This window comes from Mixta sp. Marseille-Q2659 (genome assembly GCF_940807255.1).
In the GTDB taxonomy this organism is placed as follows: Bacteria; Pseudomonadota; Gammaproteobacteria; order Enterobacterales; family Enterobacteriaceae; genus Mixta.
This window is the reverse complement of record NZ_CALNWY010000007.1, coordinates 44,068-67,996: the sequence shown is the minus strand read 5'-3', so window position 1 is coordinate 67,996 and position 23,929 is coordinate 44,068. Positions and strand designations below refer to the sequence as shown.

Genomic DNA, 23,929 nt, shown 5'->3' with positions numbered 1-23,929 from the left:
ACGCCCTGATTTATATGGGCTGGCTGTTGTCCAAAACAGACTATACTTCAAAAGGGACGAATTTGTATGTCACGACGCCATATTTTCACCGAACGGCAGCGAGCAGCGCTGTTCGATCTGCCCACGGACGAACTGTCGCTACTGAAGTTCTACACGCTGGGCGATGATGACCTGGAAAACATTAGGCAGCGCCGCAGACCGGAAAACAGGATTGGCTTTGCCCTGCAACTTTGTGCCTTACGATATCCGGGCCGTGCACTGGCTCCTGGTGAGATGATCCCGCGTGAAGTCCTTTCCTTCGTCGGTGCTCAGCTTGGAGTTCCGGCTGATGCGCTTCTCACTTATGCCACACGGCGCCAAACCCGTCAGCAGCACATGGACACGCTGCGCGAAATTTACGGCTACAAGACCTTCACGGGCCGTGGTGCCCGTGATCTGCGGGAGTGGACTTTCGGCCAGGCCGAAGATGCCAGATCAAACGAGGATCTTGCTCATCGTTTTATTGTGCGGTGTCGGGAAACTTCCACCATTCTGCCCGCAGTATCGACAATCGAGCGCTTGTGCGCGGATGCTCTGGTCGCCGCTGAGCGGCGGATTGAAACGCGGATTGCGGAAAATTTAACAGCGGATGTTCGCGATCACCTGGACAAACTTCTGAGTGAAATGCTCGCCGGCAATATCAGTCGTTTCATCTGGCTTCGCAACTTCGAGGTTGGTAACAACTCGGCTGCTGCTAACCGTTTGCTCGACAGGCTCGAATTTCTGCGTACCCTGAATATCAATCATAGTGCTTTGGCCAGCATACCTGCCCATCGCATTGCCCGGCTGCGTCGGCAGGGTGAACGCTACTTCACCGACGGTTTGCGTGACATCACTTCGGACCGCCGCTGGGCGATCCTTGCCGTCTGTGTTGTGGAGTGGGAAGCGGCGATTGCTGATGCCATAGTCGAAACCCATGACAGGATCGTAGGAAAAACCTGGCGGGAAGCGAAGCGCCAGCATGACGAAACAATTTCCGGCTCTAAAGCCACACTCACGGATACGATCCGTACCTTCACCGCGCTGGGAGCTTCGTTGCTTGAGGCCCGCAGTGACGGAACCCCGCTGGAGATGGCTGTCGCCAGTTCGGTTGCATGGGACCGGCTCGCTCAACTGGTAGCGACAGGGACTCAACTCAGCAACACGCTAGCCGATGAGCCTCTTGCATATGTCGGGCAGGGATACCATCGCTTTCGTCGTTATGCGCCCCGCATGTTGCGCTGTCTGAAGCTCGAAGCCGCGCCGGTCGCCGGACCATTGGTAGCAGCAGCTTTGTCGATCGGAGAGATGAAAGGTGTTGCATCGCCAGAAAGGCGTTTCCTGCGGCCCAGCTCCAAATGGAACCGTCATTTACGAGCTCAGGAAAAAGGAGATACCCGTCTTTGGGAAGTGGCGGTACTCTTTCACCTCCGGGATGCTTTTCGTTCCGGAGATGTCTGGCTCGCTCATTCGCGCCGCTATGGTGACCTCAAGCAGGTACTGGTGCCGATGATCGCGGCGCAGGAAAATGCAAAACTGGCCGTGCCTTCCAACCCACAGGATTGGCTGGCAGACAGAAAGGCGCGACTCACGATCGCTCTTAAGCGGCTGGCCCGGGCTGCCCGTAACGGCACTATTCCGCACGGTAGCATAGAAGATGGAACGTTGCGGATCGACAGGTTGACAGCAGACGTGCCGGATGGTGCCGAGGCACTCATACTGGATCTGTATCGCCGAATGCCGTCCGTTCGGATTACCGACATGCTGCTTGAAGTTGATGCAGCCCTTGGTTTCACAGATGCGTTTACCCATCTGAGAACCGGGGCTCCATGTCGCGACCGGATCGGTCTGCTCAACGTCCTGCTCGCTGAAGGGCTCAATCTGGGCCTGCGTAAGATGGCGGAAGCTACAAACACGCATGATTACTGGCAGCTCTCACGCCTTGCCCGCTGGCATGTTGAAAGCGAAGCCATGAACCAGGCATTGGCAATTGTGGTGGCCGCGCAGGGTAAACTGCCGATGTCACGCGTCTGGGGGATGGGCACGTCAGCATCGAGCGATGGTCAGTTTTTCCCGACAGCGCGGCATGGCGAAGCCATGAACATGGTCAATGCCAAATATGGTTCTGTTCCCGGCCTCAAAGCGTATACTCACGTAAGCGACCAGTTCGCGCCATTCGCTTGTCAGTCGATCCCGGCGACCGTGAGCGAGGCACCGTATATTCTCGATGGACTACTGATGAACGAGGTCGGTCGCCATGTTCGCGAACAGTATGCCGATACAGCAGGATTCACCGACCATTTGTTCGGAGCCAGTAGCCTGCTCGGCTACAATCTCGTTCTGCGAATCAGGGATCTGCCATCGAAGCGGTTGTACGTATTTAATCCCGATACGACCCCCAGGGAGTTACGCAAGTTGGTAGGTGGAAAAGCCCGGGAGGATCTTATCGTTGCGAACTGGCCTGATATTTTCCGTTGTGCCGCGACGATGACCGCTGGCAAAATCAGGCCCAGCCAACTCCTGCGCAAGCTCGCTTCTTACCCACGACAAAACAACCTTGCAGTTGCGCTTCGTGAAGTTGGTCGTATTGAACGGACCCTTTTCATTATTGAGTGGATCCTGGATACGGACATGCAGCGGCGTGCTCAGATCGGTCTTAACAAGGGAGAGGCCCACCATGCGCTCAAAAATGCGCTCCGTATCGGGAGGCAGGGGGAAATTCGCGATCGCACGACAGAGGGGCAGCACTACCGAATCGCTGGGCTCAATTTATTGACTGCGGTGATCATTTACTGGAATACCGTCCATCTTGGTCATGCCGTCACGGAGCGGCGGAACGAAGGGTTGGATGTTCCCCCTGAATTTCTTCCCCACATATCCCCATTGGGCTGGGCGCACATTCTACTGACTGGCGAATATCTTTGGCCCAAGGAACCGAAAGCTTAGGGTGTCATTTCGCCCTCAGCCGGAACCGACCCCAGTAATTATCGTAGCAGTGCGCCAAGACGAAATCGGTGGGCCGATCGAGCCCTGCATCTGCAAGGATGTCTTCGATGAGTACGCCCTCCCAGGCGGTATCCAGCTTGGACCAGGACGTGACGCAGTGAATGTCTCGGGTCATCTTGGTCTTCGGTAGGGCGTTGAACTCGCTCCAGTTCCACACTTTGACGGGCTTCGGACCGATCTTGACGGTGAATTTCCAATCGGAGGGCTCCACGCTCGGCGTTGGCCCGGCCGTCAGAACAGGGAAATTCTCCACGAGATGCTGACCCGGCGGTATCCGATCGGACTGGTCGCCGCCTGGACCGCGGCCTGTGAAACCTCTGGTGACCATAGCGAAACCCCCTTGCTTGTCACGACAGACCAGAACCTGATTCAGTTCAGAATTCTGTAAAAGATCTTTGCGCGCACAACCGCCGAACGAGCCAATTCACTGAAAATCAGAATACCGGATTCTCTATTAGCGTAGAGAAAAGTGTTGGACCATTTTGAGTCGTGGTTATGCGTGAAGACTATAGCGTCAGTCCAGTATGATTTCCCAATACCCTGTAGCTATAGTTTCGATAGCTTCGAATCGGCATTGCAGGCGTATCCCCGTCAGCGGATTTCGAGCGGACGCCGTCGCTTGCCAACGTTGGTGTGAGACCGGCGGGCGAGATCGCCCCTGCCAACGCGACCGCTGAGAGGTCGACTCCTCAACCGCTTGGGCGCTTATCGCCTCCATCCGGATGCTCACCCGCCGAACAGCAATAAACCGCTATTTTCGATAAACTTCTGAATCCGGCTCCGAGGTATGGAAACTATGTCGTACCGCTATTGGATATGTTGCGCGCATACCTTCATAGTCTGACACGCGAAATCTTTAAATCCTGAGTATATTTCGGAAGAAATTTCGATCTGATCGATAAGACTTCAGGATACAGCAAGCTGGAGACACCGATGAAAGCCGTTGGTTACAAGGTTCCGGGACCCATCGCCGAGGACGCCTCTCTGGTCGACATTGATCTGCCTCGGCCTGTCGCTGAAGGAGGCGATATCCTGGTTGAGGTGAAGGCTGTCTCGGTCAACCCGGTCGACTACAAAATCCGCAGCAGCACGCCGCCCGCTGATGGCGATTGGAAAGTGCTGGGATGGGATGCGGCCGGGATCGTGCAAGAGGTCGGCCCCGACGTGACGCAGTTCGCGGTAGGCGACGAGGTCTATTATGCCGGATCGCTCATAAGGCCTGGCACCAATGCGGAGTTCCATCTCGTCGACGCCCGGATCGTCGGTCGTAAACCCGCGTCGCTCGACTGGGCGGAAGCGGCGGCGCTGCCACTCACGACGTTGACGGCCTGGGAAGCCATGTTCGATCGCCTGGACGTGACGAAGCCCGTTCCCGGGGCGGCGGCGATCCTCATCATCGGTGGTGCGGGTGGGGTCGGGTCGATCGCCATCCAGATCGCTCGACAGCGCACGGATCTCATCGTCATCTCCACCGCCTCTCGGCCGGAAACCCAGGAGTGGGTTAAAGGGCTTGGGGCTCATCATGTCATCGACCACTCTCGGCCGCTCGCGCCACAGATTGCCGAGCTCAACATCGGCGCTCCCGCTTTCGTGTTCTCGACCACGCATACCGAGCAGCATGCATCCGACATCGCCGAACTGATCGCCCCGCAAGGACGGTTCGGATTCATCGACGATCCCAAGGCGCTCGACGTCATGCTGTTCAAGCGCAAGGCAGTGTCGATCCACCACGAGCTGATGTTCACACGGTCGCTCTACGGCACGCCCGACATGGATGAGCAGGGCAAGATCCTCAATTCGCTGGCGGTGCTGGTGGACGACGGCAAAATTCGCACGACGCTAACCGAAAAATTGTCGCCAATTAATGCCGCCAATCTGAAGACGGTGCACGCACTGATCGAAAGTGGCGCGGCAAGAGGCAAGATTGTCCTCGAAGGCTTCTGATGACTGCCACCGCCGAACGTCTTTTCTAACCTCAAGAACGCCGGACGGATTACGCCACGGCGAAGGAAATTTCATGACGAAATCCATTGCCACCGCCTCGATCAACCGCGAAACCGCCGTCGCCCTCATCGACGCGGCGATCGCCGCGGCACGTACAATCGGCATCCCGGCTGCGGTCGCCGTCGTCGACGCCACCGGTAACCTGCGCGCGTTCGAGCGCACTGATGACGCGCCGTTTCTCACCGTCGATGTTGCCATCGACAAGGCTTGGAGTTCCGCCTCGTTTGGGTACCCCACCCATGTCTGGAACGACTATGTTTCGAACGATCCAAAAGTGGCGCCGCTGGCCTATCGCCCCCGGATGGTCGCTGTCGGCGGAGGCTATCCGATCCTGGAAGACGGGAAGTTGATCGGCGGGATCGGCATCTCCGGAGGCAACTATCAGCAGGATCAGGATGCGTGCGTCGAGGCACTCACGAAAATCGGGTTCGAGCTGCCAGCCTGACGACTTTAAGGCCATCGCCAGCGGCGGTGGCCTGCAGATGCGACCTTATGAAAGACTTTAAGATGGAAGCGTTCGTCGTCTTCACCCGCGAAGAAACCACCGATCCGGAAGAACTCGCAACCTATTCTGCAGGCGTCGGCCCATCGTTCGATGGCCACGACGTAACCTTTCTCGCCGCTTATGGCGCGATGGAGCATTTGGAGGGGCCGCCCGTCGAAGGGGCCGTAATTTTGCGGTTCCCGACGATGCAGGCCGCCCGTGATTGGTATCATAGCCCCGCCTACCAAACCATCGCTGCGCACCGTTTTGCCGGTTCCCGCTATCGCGCCTTTGTCATTGAGGGGCGGCGGTGACACACCGACGGAAGAACGGCGGGGCTGGCCACGAGGTATCGGTCGGCGAACTCGCATCCTACAACCTGTAGGGGATCAAGGCGGTGAGGTTCGCGTGCCATCGCCACACGCGACCACTCATCGGACTTCTGCATCGGAATTGGAGGATCAGATGAGCGTCGACGAACGACAAGCCCCCGAGCTGCGGGTGCAGAGATGGATTGGCGCGGATGGAGAAAGCATCGCGCCGCTCAAGCTGTCGGATCTCGGCACCGGCCCGAAAGTCCTCTTCGCCTTCCAGCACTGGTGCCGTGGCTGCCATTTGCATGGATTTCCGACGCTACAAAGGTTGCATGGTGCATTGAGCGCCAAGGGCGTGGGCTTCGCGGTGATCCAGACCGTCTTCGAAGGAGCGGATGAGAACACCTTCGAGAAGCTGCGCGTGAACCAGCTCAAGTATGCGCTTCCTGTCGCGTTCGGTCAGGACGAGCCACCTGCCGGCGCGACGCTTCCCACCTTCATGGAGGACTACCGCACGCGGGGAACGCCCTGGTTCTCCGTGATGGACGCTGGCGGCCGCATCGTATTCTCGGACTTCCATCTCGACGCCGATCAGCTCGTGAAGGGACTGGAGCTGGTGTAACCGATGCGGCGCTGGGTCATCCTGATTGCCACCCATCTCGCGATGCTCGCCATGGGCTTCGCGGGCGGTGTCTACACGCTGCCGATCCTGACCGCCCCCCAGGCCCCGGACGCGGCGGCCTTGCGGACCATCTCAGCCGAGACGCTCTACGCAGGGCGTCTGGCCCGCGATCTCAAAGGCAGCGACCTGCTTCACTGGGGGGAAGGCGAGATCCGGGTCTCGCGCGACCGTATCGCCCATATCGGGCGCCTCGCCCCTGGTCCCGACTACAAGCTCTACCTCGCACCACGTTTCGTCGACACGAAGGAGGCCTTTCTCCTAATCAAGGACAGATCAGTCCGCGTGGGCGATGTGAAGACGTTCAACGGCTTCATCGTCGAGGTGCCTGCCGGCATCGATGTCCGTGACTACAACACGGTCGTCATCTGGTGCGAAGCATTCGACCAGTTCATCAGTGCGGCAGAGTATCAACCCTCAAGTCAGGCCCGAGAACGAGCCCGGCGATGGATACCATGAGGTCGGCGGGCAAGCGCGGCCTCGTTCTCGCGCCGGTGGCGGCGCTGCTGCTGAGCGTCGCCGCTCTGCTGCTGGGCAATGGCCTGCTGAGCACGCTCCTGATCGTGAGAGCCGGCCATAAGGGGTTCTCGACCGGCGCGATCAGCGCGATGATGTCCTTCTATTTCGCGGGTTTCACGATCGGCGCGCTCGTGTTGCCACCGATCATCGTCTCCGTGGGACATGTCAGAACCTTCGCCGGCTTCGCGGCCATTGCCTCGATGACCGCCCTTCTCCATGTGGCGTTCGTGGAGCCGATCGCCTGGATGCCGCTTCGCCTGATTACCGGCTTCGCCTACGCGGGCATGATCCTCGCAACGGAGAGTTGGCTCAACGCCCACGCATTGCCATCCACACGCGGGCAGCTCCTGTCGATATTCGGAGTTGTCTCTATGGGCTCATGGGCAATCGGGCAGGCGTTACTCAACATCGCACCGCCCGCCGACGTGACATTGTTCCTCATCGTGTCGCTGCTGATATCAGCGGCGGTGGTTCCGATCACCTTGCTGCCCAGTCATCCGCCGGCCCAGGTGGAACAGGAATGGGTCGCGTTCAGGGACCTCGTCCTCGTATCACCTCTCGCTGCGGCTGGCGCTTTCCTGGCCGGCCTGGCTATCGGTGGTTTCTGGGGCATGGGCGCGAACTTCGCCCAGAGCATCGGCCTCGATGTGGGCGGTATCTCCGCCTTCATGGCTGCGGTTCTTGGTGGAACGCTCGCCTTCCATTGGCCACTCGGTTGGCTTTCGGATCGAGTGCCCCGGAATCTTGTCATCGCCGGTGCGGCGCTGGCGTCCGCAGCGTCTGCCATCGGCGTAGCGTTGGCGGTGGAAGCGCCTCTGCCGCTGCTCCTTGCGGCAGGTGCGCTGTTCGGCGGCTTTGGCATCCCGATTTATTCGTTGTGTCTCGCCGTCGCAAACGACGATCTTCCGGCCGGTCGGCTACTCGGCACCGCGCGCGGGCTTCTGTTGCTCAACGGGATCGGGACAGCCGCTGGCCCCCTAATAGGAGCAGCTGCAATGAATATCGTCGGCCCTGGCGGCCTGTTCCTTTATGCGGCGGCGTTGCTCACGCTCCTGGCAGTGCTGGCCATCGCCCGCAGGCAGCCGAGGCGCGCCAACCAGGCCAAGGCGGCCCCCCGTTCTCCGAGCACGCCGATGATAACCGGATCTCTCGATACGATGATATGCATGGAGAAGCGGGCGCAGGGCGTGCGGGATTAGCGCGGCACGGCGCCTGCACGAACCGCGGGGTCAGGCGATGATAGCTGTTACGCGAATTTCGATACGCATGGTTGGAAGCCCCAGCGCTTCGATTCCCAACTGCGTCCAGATTGGAGCGCGGTCGGGCATGTAGTGGCGATACAGCTTGGCCATTGTTTCGTTGATCACGGGAGGGAATCCACCGACGTGATAGGAATTGACGTGGACCACATGCGGCCAGCGTGCTCCGGCGGTCGCGAGCGTCCGTTCCACGTTCTTGAACGCCTGCTCGATCTCTTCCTCAATCGACTCCGGAATGACGAGATCGTCGTTCCATCCGCCCTGTCCGGAGATCTCCACGCGGTCACCAATGCGCATTGCCTGAGAATAATGAAGCGCGTCATGCAGGCGCGTCCCGTATCCGGGGGTGATGAAGAATGAAGGTGTTGTCATGAGTTTGCCTTTGATGAGCCAGGTCAACGCGGCTGCAAGTGACCGTATGCATGCAGAAAGAGATGCAGGGCGTTCGGCACTAGCGCGCCGGCTGCGGTGGAGGGCTTTATTCCACGTCTTCTACGGTGAGGTCCCGGCCGTTGAACTGCACGGTCTCCCCGGCTCGGGCACCCTCGATCGCTTCGAAGATCGGCGCCATCGTGGAAATGCCCATGAGCTCACGCCCCTGACAGGTAAACTTGCTCGTTGACACCGCGATCACAAAGTGGCGGCCGGACAGCTTGACGACAGCGCCTTCGTTGACGGCCAACTTGGGGCCGAAATCGATCGTCCTGAGCTTTTCGAGTTTATTGGCGTAGTCATGGAGCGTGTCATCGAGCGCTTCAGCGAAGTCGCTCGCGACCTCGGCCTGAGCTAGTTCGTCGTTTTCGATCGGTTCGCTCCGATCGAGCCGAGCGGTAGAGACATAGTCCAGGTAGTTTTCGCGAGCGCTGTGCAACGCTGCTGTCTCCAGCAAGAGCATAGTTTCTCGTATGTGGTCCTTGTTCCAGTCCATAATCACCTCCTAATTTTCGATGTTCTTAAAGTTCAGCCTGCAGATGTGTGGGCCAGGAAGGCCAGCCTTTCCGGCTAAGCGACACCGCTATTCGTCGCTGATGACGTCTTCGCCCTGGTATGGAACCCTGATCAGCCGAGGATCTCGAATGATGCTCGTGACGAGCCAGACATATTCCTGCTCGGCGGTATCGAAGCCGAGGATGCTGAAGGATTGGCCGAAAGGGCATGGCGGGAAGTCTGGAAAGCCCTCGCGCAGAACGTAACGCTCGGGATCGCTGTGAAACTCGCTCTTGTAGACTTTCCGTAGTCCGTGCTTGCTCGGCGCGTCCTGGTCACCTGCCGGTGCTGTTTCCCGATGCGCCACAAGGCGCTCGGACAAGTCGCGGGGGCAGATTTCGTGGAACACGTCGAAGGCGTCGATCAACAGGCCTTTATGCTCTGTCGCCGGATCGGTGATCGCGTAGATGTTGGAGGCATCTTCGCCGTCGTCCCCGCTCTCGAGGCGCAACGCCGCATCGACGCGAATGCTGCATGCATCGAGGGTTGACCCTAGTTCGAGATCGACGAGATTGCCGTCCTTGACGCGGTATTCGCGGTCATAGCCTTTGGCGATGAATGACTGGACTGCTTCTAGAACGTCGGTCACCTGGGAGGTCATGGAAGCACCTTCATCTTGAACTGGATTGGACACGCTCGCGCACAAAGCGCGCTGTGACTCGGCGGACGGAGAAGCTCGCGAAGTGCGTTACTCATAGCCACTTGGCCTTCTTGAAGCGCATGAATAGGAGAAGGCAGAACACCGCTATCACTCCGAGCACGACGAAGTAGCCATATGGCGTGTCCAGTTCCGGCATGTGCTTGAAGTTCATGCCATATATTCCGGCGATCGCCGTCGGGACCGCCAAGATCGCCGCCCAGGCCGCGAGCTGGCGAGTGACCACACCGATCCTTTGCGCTTCCAGAAGGCTGCTGGCCTCGAAGACCGTGGACAGGACAAGCAGGAGGCCGTCGACCATGGACTGCACGCGGTGGACATGGTCCGCGACGTCGTGGAAATATGGTGTCATTTCGGCGCTGATGCAGGGAAAGTGGCCGCGAACGAGCTTTCGCACCAGCTCGGCCATAGCCCCGAGCGTGCGCTGGAACCGCGTGAGTTCGGACCTTAGTTCGAAGATTCGCGCCACCTCTTCTGGCTCGAGGAAATCGTGCAGCGACCGTCGCTCCATCGCCAGGACGTCGTCCTCGATCATTTCGAAGATGGGCAGATACTGGTCGACCACTCGGTGCAAGATCGCGTGCAGCACATAGTCGACACCCTTGCCGAACTGCGTCGGCGATGCCTCGAGTTGCTCCCGAAGTTTGCCCAGCGCTCCGGCATTGCCGTGCCGCACGGTGATAAGGTGATTGTGACCGGTGAAGATCGCCATCTTGCCGTAGCTGATCCGGTCGCCGACCAGCTCGGCGGTCTGGGCGACGACGTACAACTCATCGTTGTAGACCTCGAGCTTGGGCGGGCACAGCGGGTGCATGGCGTTGTCGATCGCCAAAGGATGGAGGTTATACGTCGTCTGGATCGCGCTGAGTTCGTCTGCGGTGGGCTCGCTAAGCGCGATCCAGCAGAAGCCCGAGCGATTCTCGTTTAGTTCGACGTGCTCATCGAGCCTGATTTCACGGACTCGCTTACCTTCGTTGTAATAATATGCGGCGATAATGGTCATGCAGGGGTCGTCTCAGAAAACGGAAAATAAAGCACGCTAAGCGTGCGTGGAGGCTGGCACCCAGCGGTACAGCGTCGGAATGGACACGCCGAGGTTCTTGGCCACGTCCTTGGGCGGCACCCCGCTGGCCAGCAGCTTCTTGGCCGACTCGATCTTGCTGTCGGTCATCTTCGGCTTGCGGCCGCCTTTGCGGCCGAGCTGCTTGGCGACTTCCAGCCCGGCGCGGGTGCGCTCGACGGTCAGCTCGCGCTCCATTTCGGCAAGGCTCGCCATGACGTGGAAGAAGAACCGCCCGGATGGTGTGCCGGTGTCGATGGAGTCGGTGAGGCTCCTGAACTGGACACCGTGCTTGTGCAGATCGCCGACCAGATCGACCAGTTGCTTGACCGACCGGCCCAGCCGGTCGAGCTTCCAGACGACCAAAGTATCGCCTTCGCGCAGCATTTCGAGCGTCTTGGCCAAGCCAGGCCGGTCTGCCCGCGTGCCACTCACCTTGTCCTCGAAGACCTTTTTACATCCGGCCTTGCTCAAGGCTTCGCGTTGCAGCTCCAGGTTCTGATCCTGCGTCGAGACGCGCGCATAGCCAATCAACATGGCTTGTCTCGCGCCCGGTCGATGCGTTCCTGCATCGCCTGCATCACTTCTTCGTGGGTGTACGATCTGGCGTTGGCGTCGGTGGCTTGCCGCAGGGCTTCCTCAACCTCGCGCGTCATCCGCTCGTAATCCTCCGGCCACAGCGCTTGCTCCATGCGCAGCGACGCCTGACCCAGCAGGTGCAGCAGGCTGAACAGCCGCATGTCGTTGGTGGCGACGATGCGCTCCCGAATCTGCTCCTGAATAGCTTCGCTAGCCCGATGCGCTTGTGGTGTGGCAGTCCCCTCGTAGTCAGCGGGGAATTCCGCTTCCTCGGCAATCCTTGCCCAGGCGCTGGCCAGCGCCTCGATGGTTGACGTGCTCATTTCCGCCGCTCCTGTGCTCTTTGGCGAATCAACCGGCCAAGGGGCCTCGACGCGAAAACCAGCAGCATCACGCCTATCGGATACCAGGTCGAGAAGACCACCAAGGCATCGAAGGCTGGCCGTCCGGTGTTGGTAGGCAGTACGGCGGTCACAGCCATCAACCCGCCGACCGTCCAGATGATGCGCCACACGTAGGGCATCACGCGGGGCACGTAGCCGTCATCGAAAGCGGTCTGGTAGTAGCGGCGCAGGCCGCGCTCGGCAAGCGCCTGGCGCTGCCGCTCCGACAGCGCATCCGTCCGGCCATACCAGCGCCGGAATGGTGGACAGCGCAGCAGCAAAGGGGTGAAGAGGATCATCACCGCCACGATCGCGACACCCCACGCCATGACGGCGCCGGCATCGGGCCGCTTGGCGTTCTCGATCACGGGCGCGAAGACGCCCGGAGCACCGATCATCCAGAACAGCGCAATGTGCTGATGGAAGGAGAGCTTCATTTGCTCATCCACTTGCGCAGCAGGCGCTTTTTCAGGGAGGCGCGTTCTTGCGGGTTGCGTCCCTTGTGATTGGCGATGCGATCCGCCGTGGCGGCCTGGCGCTTGACGGGCCAGTAGGAGCGGCCATCCTTGCCCATCGACCAGACGCTGCTGGCCTGGTTTTCCAGCAGGGGCAGATGGGCGCTCAGGGCTTCGGGCGACGCGCTGGTCAGCGCCGTGCGCTCACGGGTGCGCCAGCGCTGATGCCAGAGCTTCTTGTCCTCGCGCTCGCTGCCGCAGGTCGTGTGCCCGACGATGGGTGTTTTGCGGCGGCTGCGGCTCATAACGTAGTGGTCTCCAAGAACATTCAGGACTGATCCCAGGCGTCGATGGTCAAGACCTGATCGGCAGGACAGGCGGCTACGCGGTCGGGAACTGGATGGTGTTCAGTCTCATGCCGACCCCATTCGATTGATCGCGTCGCTTGCGGCACGCTGCGACGCAAGGAGGTTTGCGACCTGGTTTAGCAGCCGTGTCCGCTGCATGTCTGTTACCTATCTCCCCGACCGCTCATTGGACCAACTCCAGAGATTGGGCTCTATCGCTCAGCCAATACGAAACCGGCATTGGCTGATGCCACAACCGAGACTAACACAAATGGCTCGGTACCTGTATTTCGCGCCCCGTGCACTTGGCCCGGTCTTGCCACGGCTATCTCACCTTCCCTGAGGGCACGAACAATCCCATTGCCCTGAAAGTAATCAGCCATTCCCGACAAAACAGTCCACGTGTCTTGGCCGTGAGGATGAATGTGAGCCGCAATTTCCTGCCCGGGATGGACATGCCAAACCACGATAATTGAGTCTCGGGTTTCAAGCACAACGGAACGAATAGGCTCGCCTTCGGACGGCTGAACATACTCGGCTACAGAAAATATTCTCGATTCAACAGTCATCGGAGATCCCTCTTTCACAGTTGTCGTTACGGTCTTCATCGTCGGCATCCTGACGCACGGCGGGCAATTGCTGGAGCAACGCCGGCAGCCATTCCTGTACCGTCTCCCACACCACATCGAGGTTGATGTCGAAATAGCCGTGAGCCATGCGATTACGCATATTGCGCATGCTGCGCCACGGCACGTCGGCATGCGCCTGGGTGAACTCGACGTAGCCATCCATCACCTTTGTGGCCGCCTCGCCGATGACGATCAGGCTCATGATGACGGCCTGCTGGGTGCGCTTGTCGGCCAAGAAGTCGTCCTTGGCCATCCCTTCCACGAAGCTGCGCGCATCGGTTGCGGCCTGCTGAATGTGGTCGAGGTAATCGGGCAGGCGGTTCTCGCTCATATCGGTTGCGCCTCCGCGAGCACCTTGGCCCGGAACTTCGGCGGCAGGTCGCCGGGAGTCAGCAGATCGACGTCAACGCCGAGCAGCGATTTCAGTTCTTCTTCCAAATCGCCCAAGTCCAACAACGTGGCACCGGGCAGCGCATCGACCAACAGGTCGAGGTCGCTGCCATCCCGGTCGGTGCCATGCAGCACCGAGCCGAAGACGCGCGGGTTCGCGGCGCGAAAGCGGCCTACCGCTTCACGCACTGCGCTTCGCTTCATGTCAAGCACAACAGACGGTCGCATGCGCATCCTTTCTTATCGAAACTCGTTGAGATGATATGCAATCAAGAATAGAATTTCAAGAACTATTTTCGAGAATCGCAATGCCTTGATTCCCGTGCCGCGCTGTCGTTTTCAGAAGACGGCTGCACTGAACGTCAGAAGCCGACTGCACTATAGCAGCGGAGGGGTTGGATCCATCAGGCAACGACGGGCTGCTGCCGGCCATCAGCGGACGCAGGGAGGACTTTCCGCAACCGGCCGTTCGATGCGGCACCGATGGCCTTCGCGCAGGGGTAGTGAATCCGCCAGGATTGACTTGCGCTGCCCTACCTCTCACTAGTGAGGGGCGGCAGCGCATCAAGCGGTGAGCGCACTCCGGCACCGCCAACTTTCAGCACATGCGTGTAAATCATCGTCGTAGAGACGTCGGAATGGCCGAGCAGATCCTGCACGGTTCGAATGTCGTAACCGCTGCGGAGCAAGGCCGTCGCGAACGAGTGGCGGAGGGTGTGCGGTGTGGCGGGCTTCGTGATGCCTGCTTGTTCTACGGCACGTTTGAAGGCGCGCTGAAAGGTCTGGTCATACATGTGATGGCGACGCACGACACCGCTCCGTGGATCGGTCGAATGCGTGTGCTGCGCAAAAACCCAGAACCACGGCCAGGAATGCCCGGCGCGCGGATACTTCCGCTCAAGGGCGTCGGGAAGCGCAACGCCGCTGCGGCCCTCGGCCTGGTCCTTCAGCCACCATGCCCGTGCACGCGACAGCTGCTCGCGCAGGCTGGGTGCCAAGCTCTCGGGTAACATCAAGGCCCGATCCTTGGAGCCCTTGCCCTCCCGCACGATGATCGTGCCGTGATCGAAATCCAGATCCTTGACCCGCAGTTGCAAACCCTCACTGATCCGCATGCCCGTTCCATACAGAAGCTGGGCGAACAAACGATGCTCGCCTTCCAGAAAACCGAGGATGCGAACCACTTCATCCGGGGTCAGCACCACCGGCAAGCGCCGCGACGGCCGAGGTCTTCCGATCTCCTGAAGCCAGGGCAGATCCGTGCACAGCACCTTGCCGTAGAAGAACAGCAAGGCCGCCAATGCCTGACGATGCGTGGAGACCGAAACCTTGCGCTCGTTCGCCAGCCAGGACAGAAATGCCTCGACTTCGCTGCTGCCCAAGGTTGCCGGGTGACGCACACCGTGGAAACGGATGAAGGCACGAACCCAGTGGACATAAGCCTGTTCGGTTCGTAAACTGTAATGCAAGTAGCGTATGCGCTCACGCAACTGGTCCAGAACCTTGACCGAACGCAGCGGTGGTAACGGCGCAGTGGCGGTTTTCATGGCTTGTTATGACTGTTTTTTTGTACAGTCTATGCCTCGGGCATCCAAGCAGCAAGCGCGTTACGCCGTGGGTCGATGTTTGATGTTATGGAGCAGCAACGATGTTACGCAGCAGGGCAGTCGCCCTAAAACAAAGTTAGACATCATGAGGGTAGCGGTGACCATCGAAATTTCGAACCAACTATCAGAGGTGCTAAGCGTCATTGAGCGCCATCTGGAATCAACGTTGCTGGCCGTGCATTTGTACGGCTCCGCAGTGGATGGCGGCCTGAAGCCATACAGCGATATTGATTTGTTGGTTACTGTGGCCGTAAAGCTTGATGAAACGACGCGGCGAGCATTGCTCAATGACCTTATGGAGGCTTCGGCTTTCCCTGGCGAGAGCGAGACGCTCCGCGCTATAGAAGTCACCCTTGTCGTGCATGACGACATCATCCCGTGGCGTTATCCGGCTAAGCGCGAGCTGCAATTTGGAGAATGGCAGCGCAATGACATTCTTGCGGGTATCTTCGAGCCAGCCATGATCGACATTGATCTAGCTATCCTGCTTACAAAAGCAAGAGAACATAGCGTTGCCTTGGTAGGTCCGGCAGCGGAGGAATTCTTTGACCCGGTTCCTGAACAGGATCTATTCGAGGCGCTGAGGGAAACCTTGAAGCTATGGAACTCGCAGCCCGACTGGGCCGGCGATGAGCGAAATGTAGTGCTTACGTTGTCCCGCATTTGGTACAGCGCAATAACCGGCAAAATCGCGCCGAAGGATGTCGCTGCCGACTGGGCAATAAAACGCCTACCTGCCCAGTATCAGCCCGTCTTACTTGAAGCTAAGCAAGCTTATCTGGGACAAAAAGAAGATCACTTGGCCTCACGCGCAGATCACTTGGAAGAATTTATTCGCTTTGTGAAAGGCGAGATCATCAAGTCAGTTGGTAAATGATGTCTAACAATTCGTTCAAGCCGACCGCGCTACGCGCGGCGGCTTAACTCCGGCGTTAGATGCACTAAGCACATAATTGCTCACAGCCAAACTATCAGGTCAAGTCTGCTTTTATTATTTTTAAGCGTGCATAATAAGCCCTACACAAATTGGGAGATATATCATGAAAGGCTGGCTTTTTCTTGTTATCGCAATAGTTGGCGAAGTAATCGCAACATCCGCATTAAAATCTAGCGAGGGCTTTACTAAGCTTGCCCCTTCCGCCGTTGTCATAATCGGTTATGGCATCGCATTTTATTTTCTTTCTCTGGTTCTGAAATCCATCCCTGTCGGTGTTGCTTATGCAGTCTGGTCGGGACTCGGCGTCGTCATAATTACAGCCATTGCCTGGTTGCTTCATGGGCAAAAGCTTGATGCGTGGGGCTTTGTAGGTATGGGGCTCATAATTGCTGCCTTTTTGCTCGCCCGATCCCCATCGTGGAAGTCGCTGCGGAGGCCGACGCCATGGTGACGGTGTTCGGCATTCTGAATCTCACCGAGGACTCCTTCTTCGATGAGAGCCGGCGGCTAGACCCCGCCGGCGCTGTCACCGCGGCGATCGAAATGCTGCGAGTCGGATCAGACGTCGTGGATGTCGGACCGGCCGCCAGCCATCCGGACGCGAGGCCTGTATCGCCGGCCGATGAGATCAGACGTATTGCGCCGCTCTTAGACGCCCTGTCCGATCAGATGCACCGTGTTTCAATCGACAGCTTCCAACCGGAAACCCAGCGCTATGCGCTCAAGCGCGGCGTGGGCTACCTGAACGATATCCAAGGATTTCCTGACCCTGCGCTCTATCCCGATATTGCTGAGGCGGACTGCAGGCTGGTGGTTATGCACTCAGCGCAGCGGGATGGCATCGCCACCCGCACCGGTCACCTTCGACCCGAAGACGCGCTCGACGAGATTGTGCGGTTCTTCGAGGCGCGGGTTTCCGCCTTGCGACGGAGCGGGGTCGCTGCCGACCGGCTCATCCTCGATCCGGGGATGGGATTTTTCTTGAGCCCCGCACCGGAAACATCGCTGCACGTGCTGTCGAACCTTCAAAAGCTGAAGTCGGCGTTGGGGCTTCCGCTATTGGTCTCGGTGTCGCGGAAATCCTTCTTGGGCGCCACCGTTGGCCTTCCTGTAAAGGATCTGGGTCCAGCGAGCCTTGCGGCGGAACTTCACGCGATCGGCAATGGCGCTGACTACGTCCGCACCCACGCGCCTGGAGATCTGCGAAGCGCAATCACCTTCTCGGAAACCCTCGCGAAATTTCGCAGTCGCGACGCCAGAGACCGAGGGTTAGATCATGCCTAGCATTCACCTTCCGGCCGCCCGCTAGCGGACCCTGGTCAGGTTCCGCGAAGGTGGGCGCAGACATGCTGGGCTCGTCAGGATCAAACTGCACTATGAGGCGGCGGTTCATACCGCGCCAGGGGAGCGAATGGACAGCGAGGAGCCTCCGAACGTTCGGGTCGCCTGCTCGGGTGATATCGACGAGGTTGTGCGGCTGATGCACGACGCTGCGGCGTGGATGTCCGCCAAGGGAACGCCCGCCTGGGACGTCGCGCGGATCGACCGGACATTCGCGGAGACCTTCGTCCTGAGATCCGAGCTCCTAGTCGCGAGTTGCAGCGACGGCATCGTCGGCTGTTGCACCTTGTCGGCCGAGGATCCCGAGTTCTGGCCCGACGCCCTCAAGGGGGAGGCCGCATATCTGCACAAGCTCGCGGTGCGACGGACACATGCGGGCCGGGGTGTCAGCTCCGCGCTGATCGAGGCTTGCCGCCATGCCGCGCGAACGCAGGGGTGCGCCAAGCTGCGGCTCGACTGCCACCCGAACCTGCGTGGCCTATACGAGCGGCTCGGATTCACCCACGTCGACACTTTCAATCCCGGCTGGGATCCAACCTTCATCGCAGAACGCCTAGAACTCGAAATCTAACGTCCGTTCGGGCATCGAGGTCCATGTCGGGGTGGGACGGGCCCGTGGCTTCAAGATCACTTGCAGTCCGACCGCGATGTCTTGGTTGCGCGAGAGGTTGTCGATATCCTCCACTTCCATCATCAACCCTGGATAATGCCGCCGCCGTCATCGCCGCCGACGCCCGTGCCGGGCTTTTCGGGCCTGTCAGGCTTGCTCGGCCTTCAGCCTGCCTGGGCGAGATCTCCGGCGGACGGATTAACGGCGGAGCTTCGCCGCCTTTCGTGCGTGTGAAGGCCGAAGATAGTTCTCTCAAAAACATCCGTTTATGAGAGATACCAAATGTCATTTTCAGAAGACGACTGCACCAGTTGATTGGGCGTAATGGCTGTTGTGCAGCCAGCTCCTGACAGTTCAATATCAGAAGTGATCTGCACCAATCTCGACTATGCTCAATACTCGTGTGGGCTCTGTTGCAAAAATCGTGAAGCTTGAGCATGCTTGGCGGAGATTGGACGGACGGAACGATGACGGATTTCAAGTGGCGCCATTTCCAGGGTGATGTGATCCTGTGGGCGGTGCGCTGGTATTGTCGCTATCCGATCAGCTATCGCGACCTTGAGGAAATGCTGGCGGAACGCGGCATTTCGGTCGACCATACGACGATCTATCGCTGGGTCCAGTGCTACGCCCCGGAGATGGAGAAGCGGCTGCGCTGGTTCTGGCGGCGTGGCTTTGATCCGAGCTGGCGCCTGGATGAAACCTACGTCAAGGTGCGGGGCAAGTGGACCTACCTGTACCGGGCAGTCGACAAGCGGGGCGACACGATCGATTTCTACCTGTCGCCGACCCGCAGCGCCAAGGCAGCGAAGCGGTTCCTGGGCAAGGCCCTGCGAGGCCTGAAGCACTGGGAAAAGCCTGCCACGCTCAATACCGACAAAGCGCCGAGCTATGGTGCAGCGATCACCGAATTGAAGCGCGAAGGAAAGCTGGACCGGGAGACGGCCCACCGGCAGGTGAAGTATCTCAATAACGTGATCGAGGCCGATCACGGAAAGCTCAAGATACTGATCAAGCCGGTGCGCGGTTTCAAATCGATCCCCACGGCCTATGCCACGATCAAGGGATTCGAAGTCATGCGAGCCCTGCGCAAAGGACAGGCTCGCCCCTGGTGCCTGCAGCCCGGCATCAGGGGCGAGGTGCGCCTTGTGGAGAGAGCTTTTGGCATTGGGCCCTCGGCGCTGACGGAGGCCATGGGCATGCTCAACCACCATTTCGCAGCAGCCGCCTGATCGGCGCAGAGCGACAGCCTACCTCTGACTGCCGCCAATCTTTGCAACAGAGCCTCCGTCGCCATGCTCACCTCGCTTTGGTGCACACGAGTATTGAGCATAGTCGAGATTGGTGCAGATCACTTCTGATATTGAACTGTCAGGAGCTGGCTGCACAACAGCCATTACGCCCAATCAACTGGTGCAGTCGTCTTCTGAAAATGACACGCGCCGGTTGCCTTGGCGGGCTTGTCACAAACCTACGTTTTCAAGAAGAAGGAAACCGCATGCCCCGCCGTTCGATCCTCTCCGCCGCCGAGCGCGAAAGCCTGCTGGCGTTGCCGGACACCAAGGATGAGTTGATCCGTCACTACACGTTCAGCGAAAGCGACCTCTCCATCATCCGGCAGCGGCGCGGCCCGGCCAATCGGCTGGGCTTCGCGGTGCAGCTCTGCTACCTGCGCTTTCCCGGCGTCATCCTTGGCGCTGATGAGCCACCGTTCCCGCCATTGCTGAGACTGGTCGCCAACCAGCTCAAGGTCGGCATCGAAAGCTGGGACGAGTACGGGCAGCGTGAGCAGACCCGACGCGAGCACCTGGTCGAGCTGCAAACGGTGTTCGGCTTCCAGCCGTTCACGATTGGCCACTACCGGCAGGCTGTCCAGTTGCTGACCGAGCTGGCCATGCAAACCGACAAGGGCATCGTGCTGGCCAGAGCCTTGATCGAGCACCTGCGGCGGCAGTCGGTCATTGTGCCCGCCCTCAACGCCGTCGAGCGGGCGAGCGCCGAAGCGATTACCCGCGCCAACCGGCGTCTCTACGACGCCTTGGCTGAGCCGCTGACGGACGTGCATCGCCGTCGCCTCGACGATCTGCTCAAGCGCCGCGACAACGGCAAGACGACGTGGCTGGCCTGGCTGCGGCAATCCCCGGTCAAACCGAACTCGCGGCACATGCTGGAACACATCGAACGCCTCAAGGCGTGGCAGGCGCTCGACCTGCCCTCCGGCATCGAGCGGCTGGTTCACCAGAACCGGCTGCTCAAGATCGCCCGCGAGGGCGGCCAGATGACGCCCGCCGACCTGGCGAAGTTCGAGCCGCAGCGGCGTTACGCGACCCTGGTGGCGCTCGCCATCGAGGGCATGGCCACCGTCACCGACGAAATCATCGACCTGCATGACCGCATCCTGGGCAAGCTGTTCAATGCCGCCAAGAACAAGCATCAGCAGCAGTTCCAGGCATCCGGCAAGGCGATCAATGCCAAGGTGCGGCTGTTCGGGCGCATCGGCCAGGCGCTGATCGAGGCCAAGCAAGCGGGCCGCGATCCGTTCGCCGCCATCGAGGCCGTCATGTCCTGGGATGCTTTCGCCGAGAGCGTCACCGAAGCGCAGCGGCTCGCGCAACCCGAGGACTTCGATTTCCTGCACCGCATCGGCGAGAGCTACGCCACGCTGCGCCGCTACGCGCCGGAATTTCTCGACGTGCTCAAGTTGCGGGCCGCGCCCGCCGCCAAGGACGTACTCGACGCCATCGAGGTGCTGCGCAGCATGAACAGCGACAACGCCCGCAAGGTGCCCACCGACGCGCCGACCGAGTTCATCAAGCCGCGCTGGCAGAAGCTGGTGATGACCGACACCGGCATCGACCGGCGCTACTACGAACTGTGCGCGCTGTCGGAGCTGAAGAACGCGCTGCGCTCCGGCGACATCTGGGTGCAAGGCTCGCGCCAGTTCAAGGACTTCGAGGACTACCTGGTGCCGCTCGCGAAATTCGCCAGCCTCAAGCAGGCCAGCGAATTGCCGCTGGCCGTGGCCACCGATTGCGACCAGTACCTGCATGACCGGCTGACGCTGCTGGAAACGCAGCTCGCCACCGTCAACCGCATGGCGCTGGCCAACGAGCTGCCGGACGCCATCATCACGGAGTCGGGCCTGAAGATCACGCCGCTCGATGCGGCGGTGCCCGATACCGCACAGGCCCTGATCGACCAGACGGCGATGATCCTACCGCACGTCAAGATCACCGAATTGCTGCTGGAGGTAGACGAATGGACGGGCTTCACCCGGCACTTCGCCCACCTGAAGTCAGGCGACCTGGCCAAGGACAAAAACCTGTTGCTGACCACGATCCTCGCCGACGCGATCAACCTGGGCCTGACCAAGATGGCGGAATCGTGCCCCGGCACGACCTACGCCAAGCTGGCCTGGCTGCAAGCCTGGCACATCCGCGACGAAACCTACGGGGCGGCACTGGCCGAGCTGGTCAACGCGCAGTTCCGACATCCCTTCGCCGGGCATTGGGGCGACGGCACCACGTCATCGTCGGACGGCCAGAACTTCCGCACCGGCAGCAAGGCCGAGAGCACCGGCCACATCAATCCGAAATACGGCAGCAGCCCAGGGCGGACGTTCTACACCCATATCTCCGACCAGTACGCGCCGTTCCACACCAAGGTCGTGAACGTCGGCGTGCGCGACTCGACCTACGTGCTCGACGGCCTGCTGTATCACGAATCCGACCTGCGGATCGAGGAGCACTACACCGACACGGCAGGGTTCACGGACCACGTCTTCGCGTTGATGCACCTGCTGGGCTTCCGCTTCGCCCCGCGCATTCGTGACCTGGGCGACACCAAGCTCTACATCCCGAAGGGCGATGCCACCTACGAGGCGTTGAAACCGATGATCGGCGGCACGCTCAACATCAAGCACGTCCGCGCCCATTGGGATGAAATCCTGCGGATGGCCACCTCGATCAAGCAGGGCACGGCGACGGCCTCGCTGATGCTCAGGAAGCTTGGCAGCTACCCGCGCCAGAACGGCCTGGCCGTCGCCCTGCGTGAGCTGGGACGCATCGAGCGCACACTGTTCATCCTGGACTGGCTGCAAAGCGTCGAGCTGCGCCGCCGCGTGCATGCCGGGCTGAACAAAGGCGAGGCGCGCAACGCGCTGGCCCGCGCCGTGTTCTTCAACCGCCTGGGGGAAATCCGCGACCGCAGCTTCGAGCAGCAGCGCTACCGGGCCAGCGGCCTCAACCTGGTGACGGCGGCCATCGTGCTATGGAACACGGTCTATCTGGAGCGGGCCGCGAACGCCTTGCGTGGCCACGGTCAAGCCGTCGATGACGGCCTGTTGCAGTACCTGTCGCCGCTCGGCTGGGAGCACATCAACCTGACCGGCGATTACCTCTGGCGCAGCAGCGCCAAGATCGGCGCGGGCAAGTTCAGGCCGCTACGGCCGCTGCAACCGGCTTAGCGTGCTTTATTTAATGAGATGGTCACTCCCTCCTTCCCGGTACTATGCTGAGGACAGGCTTTCATTCGGAGAACTATCATGGAAAACATTGCGCTCATTGGTATCGATCTGGGTAAAAACTCTTTCCATATTCATTGCCAGGATCGTCGCGGGAAGGCTGTTTACCGTAAAAAATTTACCCGGCCAAAGTTGATCGAATTTTTGGCGACATGCCCCGCTACAACCATCGCAATGGAAGCCTGTGGCGGTTCTCACTTTATGGCACGCAAGTTGGAAGAGTTGGGGCATTCCCCAAAGCTGATATCACCACAATTTGTCCGCCCGTTCGTTAAAAGCAATAAAAACGACTTTGTCGACGCCGAAGCTATTTGTGAAGCTGCATCGCGTCCGTCTATGCGTTTTGTGCAGCCCAGAACGGAATCTCAGCAGGCAATGCGGGCTCTGCATCGTGTCCGTGAATCCCTGGTTCAGGATAAGGTAAAAACAACCAATCAAATGCATGCTTTTCTGCTGGAATTTGGCATTAGCGTTCCCCGAGGAGCTGCCGTTATTAGCCGACTGAGTACCATTCTTGAGGACAATAGTTTGCCTCTTTACCTCAGCCAGTTATTGCTGAAATTACAACAGCATTATCACTATCTTGTTGAGCAGATTAAAGATTTGGAATCCCAGTTGAAACGAAAGTTGGACGAAGATGAGGTTGGACAGCGCTTGCTGAGCATTCCCTGCGTCGGAACACTGACAGCGAGTACTATTTCAACTGAGATTGGCGACGGGAAGCAGTACGCCAGCAGCCGTGACTTTGCGGCGGCAACAGGGCTTGTACCTCGGCAGTACAGCACGGGAGGTAGGACGACATTGCTGGGAATTAGTAAGCGAGGTAATAAAAAGATCCGAACTTTGTTGGTTCAATGTGCCAGGGTATTCATACAAAAACTGGAACACCAGTCTGGCAAATTGGCCGATTGGGTCAGGGATTTACTGTGCCGGAAAAGCAACTTTGTCGTCACTTGTGCTCTGGCAAACAAGCTGGCCAGAATAGCCTGGGCCCTAACGGCACGACAGCAAACTTATGTAGCATAACGGCAGAAATACACCGGTTTAAAGAATTACTGATCTGGTTTTGCGAATACTGATATTGATGATACTAACGGCCCACCGGCCTGTTGAGGAACCTGTAAAACGGAAAGGCTCATTG

General features: G+C 59.4%; 26 protein-coding genes and 1 pseudogene. 14 read left to right on the top strand and 13 right to left on the bottom strand.

The genetic code is table 11. The features are described 5' to 3' along the window. The first annotated feature begins 66 nt into the window (after positions 1 to 66). Positions 67 to 2,964 carry a Tn3-like element Tn5403 family transposase gene (locus P3C52_RS07455; protein ID WP_001553819.1) on the top strand — a complete coding sequence of 966 codons (2,898 nt, stop codon included), beginning with the start codon at positions 67 to 69 and terminating at the stop codon, positions 2,962 to 2,964. A gap of 4 nt (positions 2,965 to 2,968) precedes the next feature. On the opposite strand, the gene P3C52_RS07450 is transcribed toward P3C52_RS07455, so the two are convergent. Next, complete coding sequence (locus P3C52_RS07450) at positions 2,969 to 3,352, bottom strand: molybdopterin-dependent oxidoreductase (protein WP_224750805.1); 384 nt, start codon at positions 3,350 to 3,352, stop codon at positions 2,969 to 2,971. Positions 3,353 to 3,957: 605 nt separating this feature from the next. Here P3C52_RS07450 and P3C52_RS07445 point away from each other — a divergent pair. The 6 genes from P3C52_RS07445 to P3C52_RS07420 all read left to right on the top strand — a co-directional run bounded on the left by P3C52_RS07445 (position 3,958) and on the right by P3C52_RS07420 (position 8,223). Then, entirely contained in the window at positions 3,958 to 4,968 is a 1,011-nt protein-coding gene (locus P3C52_RS07445) for a zinc-binding alcohol dehydrogenase family protein (protein ID WP_011191343.1), read from the top strand. Positions 4,969 to 5,041: 73 nt separating this feature from the next. Then, positions 5,042 to 5,473 carry a heme-binding protein gene (locus P3C52_RS07440; protein WP_004357630.1) on the top strand — a complete coding sequence of 144 codons (432 nt, stop codon included), beginning with the start codon at positions 5,042 to 5,044 and terminating at the stop codon, positions 5,471 to 5,473. Positions 5,474 to 5,535: 62 nt separating this feature from the next. Beyond that, a complete protein-coding gene (locus P3C52_RS07435; protein ID WP_011191344.1) occupies positions 5,536 to 5,826 on the top strand; it encodes a DUF1330 domain-containing protein in 291 nt (96 codons plus the stop codon). Between the two features lie 151 nt (positions 5,827 to 5,977). Continuing rightward, positions 5,978 to 6,448 (top strand): hypothetical protein, encoded by a 471-nt coding sequence (locus P3C52_RS07430; RefSeq protein ID WP_011191345.1) that lies wholly within the window; start codon positions 5,978 to 5,980, stop codon positions 6,446 to 6,448. A 3-nt stretch (positions 6,449 to 6,451) separates the two neighbouring features. Next, on the top strand, positions 6,452 to 6,964 hold the full coding sequence (locus P3C52_RS07425) for a DM13 domain-containing protein (protein ID WP_004357637.1): 513 nt from the start codon (positions 6,452 to 6,454) through the stop codon (positions 6,962 to 6,964). Then, positions 6,952 to 8,223, top strand: coding sequence for an MFS transporter (locus P3C52_RS07420; RefSeq protein ID WP_004357638.1), 1,272 nt, complete (start codon positions 6,952 to 6,954; stop codon positions 8,221 to 8,223). The genes P3C52_RS07425 and P3C52_RS07420 overlap by 13 nt, the downstream gene beginning before the upstream one ends. A gap of 30 nt (positions 8,224 to 8,253) precedes the next feature. Here the strand turns inward: P3C52_RS07420 and P3C52_RS07415 are convergent, their stop codons facing one another. The 12 genes from P3C52_RS07415 to intI1 form a co-directional block, all read right to left on the bottom strand. Beyond that, on the bottom strand, positions 8,254 to 8,655 hold the full coding sequence (locus tag P3C52_RS07415) for a RidA family protein (RefSeq protein WP_004099044.1): 402 nt from the start codon (positions 8,653 to 8,655) through the stop codon (positions 8,254 to 8,256). A 106-nt stretch (positions 8,656 to 8,761) separates the two neighbouring features. Beyond that, on the bottom strand, positions 8,762 to 9,211 hold the full coding sequence (locus tag P3C52_RS07410) for a hypothetical protein (protein WP_004099042.1): 450 nt from the start codon (positions 9,209 to 9,211) through the stop codon (positions 8,762 to 8,764). An 87-nt stretch (positions 9,212 to 9,298) separates the two neighbouring features. Further along, positions 9,299 to 9,871 carry a hypothetical protein gene (locus P3C52_RS07405; protein WP_004099040.1) on the bottom strand — a complete coding sequence of 191 codons (573 nt, stop codon included), beginning with the start codon at positions 9,869 to 9,871 and terminating at the stop codon, positions 9,299 to 9,301. A 91-nt stretch (positions 9,872 to 9,962) separates the two neighbouring features. Then, complete coding sequence (locus P3C52_RS07400) at positions 9,963 to 10,931, bottom strand: magnesium and cobalt transport protein CorA (RefSeq protein WP_032640602.1); 969 nt, start codon at positions 10,929 to 10,931, stop codon at positions 9,963 to 9,965. Positions 10,932 to 10,967: 36 nt separating this feature from the next. Continuing rightward, complete coding sequence (locus P3C52_RS07395) at positions 10,968 to 11,525, bottom strand: recombinase family protein (protein WP_003100847.1); 558 nt, start codon at positions 11,523 to 11,525, stop codon at positions 10,968 to 10,970. After that, the gene (locus tag P3C52_RS07390) at positions 11,519 to 11,890 is read right to left on the bottom strand and encodes a hypothetical protein (protein WP_003100853.1); all 372 of its coding nucleotides are present in this window, start codon (positions 11,888 to 11,890) and stop codon (positions 11,519 to 11,521) included. The genes P3C52_RS07395 and P3C52_RS07390 overlap by 7 nt, the downstream gene beginning before the upstream one ends. After that, complete coding sequence (locus P3C52_RS07385) at positions 11,887 to 12,387, bottom strand: hypothetical protein (RefSeq protein WP_003100856.1); 501 nt, start codon at positions 12,385 to 12,387, stop codon at positions 11,887 to 11,889. The genes P3C52_RS07390 and P3C52_RS07385 overlap by 4 nt, the downstream gene beginning before the upstream one ends. Continuing rightward, complete coding sequence (locus P3C52_RS07380; RefSeq protein WP_003100858.1) at positions 12,384 to 12,710, bottom strand: hypothetical protein; 327 nt, start codon at positions 12,708 to 12,710, stop codon at positions 12,384 to 12,386. The genes P3C52_RS07385 and P3C52_RS07380 overlap by 4 nt, the downstream gene beginning before the upstream one ends. Positions 12,711 to 12,964: 254 nt before the next feature. Next, complete coding sequence (locus P3C52_RS07375) at positions 12,965 to 13,321, bottom strand: cupin domain-containing protein (RefSeq protein WP_000215515.1); 357 nt, start codon at positions 13,319 to 13,321, stop codon at positions 12,965 to 12,967. Beyond that, positions 13,311 to 13,712, bottom strand: a complete 402-nt coding sequence (locus tag P3C52_RS07370; protein WP_001293886.1) for a DUF86 domain-containing protein — start codon at positions 13,710 to 13,712, stop codon at positions 13,311 to 13,313. The genes P3C52_RS07375 and P3C52_RS07370 overlap by 11 nt, the downstream gene beginning before the upstream one ends. After that, entirely contained in the window at positions 13,709 to 13,999 is a 291-nt protein-coding gene (locus P3C52_RS07365; protein ID WP_001247892.1) for a nucleotidyltransferase, read from the bottom strand. Before P3C52_RS07365 ends, P3C52_RS07370 begins: the two co-directional genes overlap by 4 nt. A 305-nt stretch (positions 14,000 to 14,304) precedes the next feature. After that, positions 14,305 to 15,318, bottom strand: a complete 1,014-nt coding sequence (gene intI1, locus P3C52_RS07360; protein ID WP_000845048.1) for a class 1 integron integrase IntI1 — start codon at positions 15,316 to 15,318, stop codon at positions 14,305 to 14,307. Positions 15,319 to 15,463: 145 nt separating this feature from the next. On the opposite strand from intI1, the pseudogene P3C52_RS07355 reads away from it, so the two are divergent. From P3C52_RS07355 to P3C52_RS07315, 7 genes and pseudogenes are all read left to right on the top strand, one after another. After that, a pseudogene (locus tag P3C52_RS07355) lies at positions 15,464 to 16,302 on the top strand (AadA family aminoglycoside 3''-O-nucleotidyltransferase). A gap of 116 nt (positions 16,303 to 16,418) precedes the next feature. Next, positions 16,419 to 16,766 (top strand): quaternary ammonium compound efflux SMR transporter QacE delta 1, encoded by a 348-nt coding sequence (locus P3C52_RS07350; RefSeq protein WP_000679427.1) that lies wholly within the window; start codon positions 16,419 to 16,421, stop codon positions 16,764 to 16,766. Further along, on the top strand, positions 16,760 to 17,599 hold the full coding sequence (gene sul1 / locus P3C52_RS07345; protein WP_000259031.1) for a sulfonamide-resistant dihydropteroate synthase Sul1: 840 nt from the start codon (positions 16,760 to 16,762) through the stop codon (positions 17,597 to 17,599). Before P3C52_RS07350 ends, sul1 begins: the two co-directional genes overlap by 7 nt. Positions 17,600 to 17,726: 127 nt before the next feature. Further along, positions 17,727 to 18,227 carry a GNAT family N-acetyltransferase gene (locus P3C52_RS07340; protein ID WP_000376623.1) on the top strand — a complete coding sequence of 167 codons (501 nt, stop codon included), beginning with the start codon at positions 17,727 to 17,729 and terminating at the stop codon, positions 18,225 to 18,227. A 506-nt stretch (positions 18,228 to 18,733) separates the two neighbouring features. Further along, positions 18,734 to 19,498: an IS6-like element IS6100 family transposase gene (locus P3C52_RS07330; RefSeq protein ID WP_001389365.1), complete on the top strand. Its 765-nt coding sequence runs from the start codon at positions 18,734 to 18,736 to the stop codon at positions 19,496 to 19,498. A gap of 266 nt (positions 19,499 to 19,764) precedes the next feature. Beyond that, complete coding sequence (locus P3C52_RS07320; protein ID WP_045348487.1) at positions 19,765 to 22,731, top strand: Tn3-like element ISPa38 family transposase; 2,967 nt, start codon at positions 19,765 to 19,767, stop codon at positions 22,729 to 22,731. A gap of 78 nt (positions 22,732 to 22,809) precedes the next feature. Beyond that, the gene (locus P3C52_RS07315; protein ID WP_000427623.1) at positions 22,810 to 23,814 is read left to right on the top strand and encodes an IS110-like element IS4321 family transposase; all 1,005 of its coding nucleotides are present in this window, start codon (positions 22,810 to 22,812) and stop codon (positions 23,812 to 23,814) included. Positions 23,815 to 23,929 lie beyond the last annotated feature (115 nt).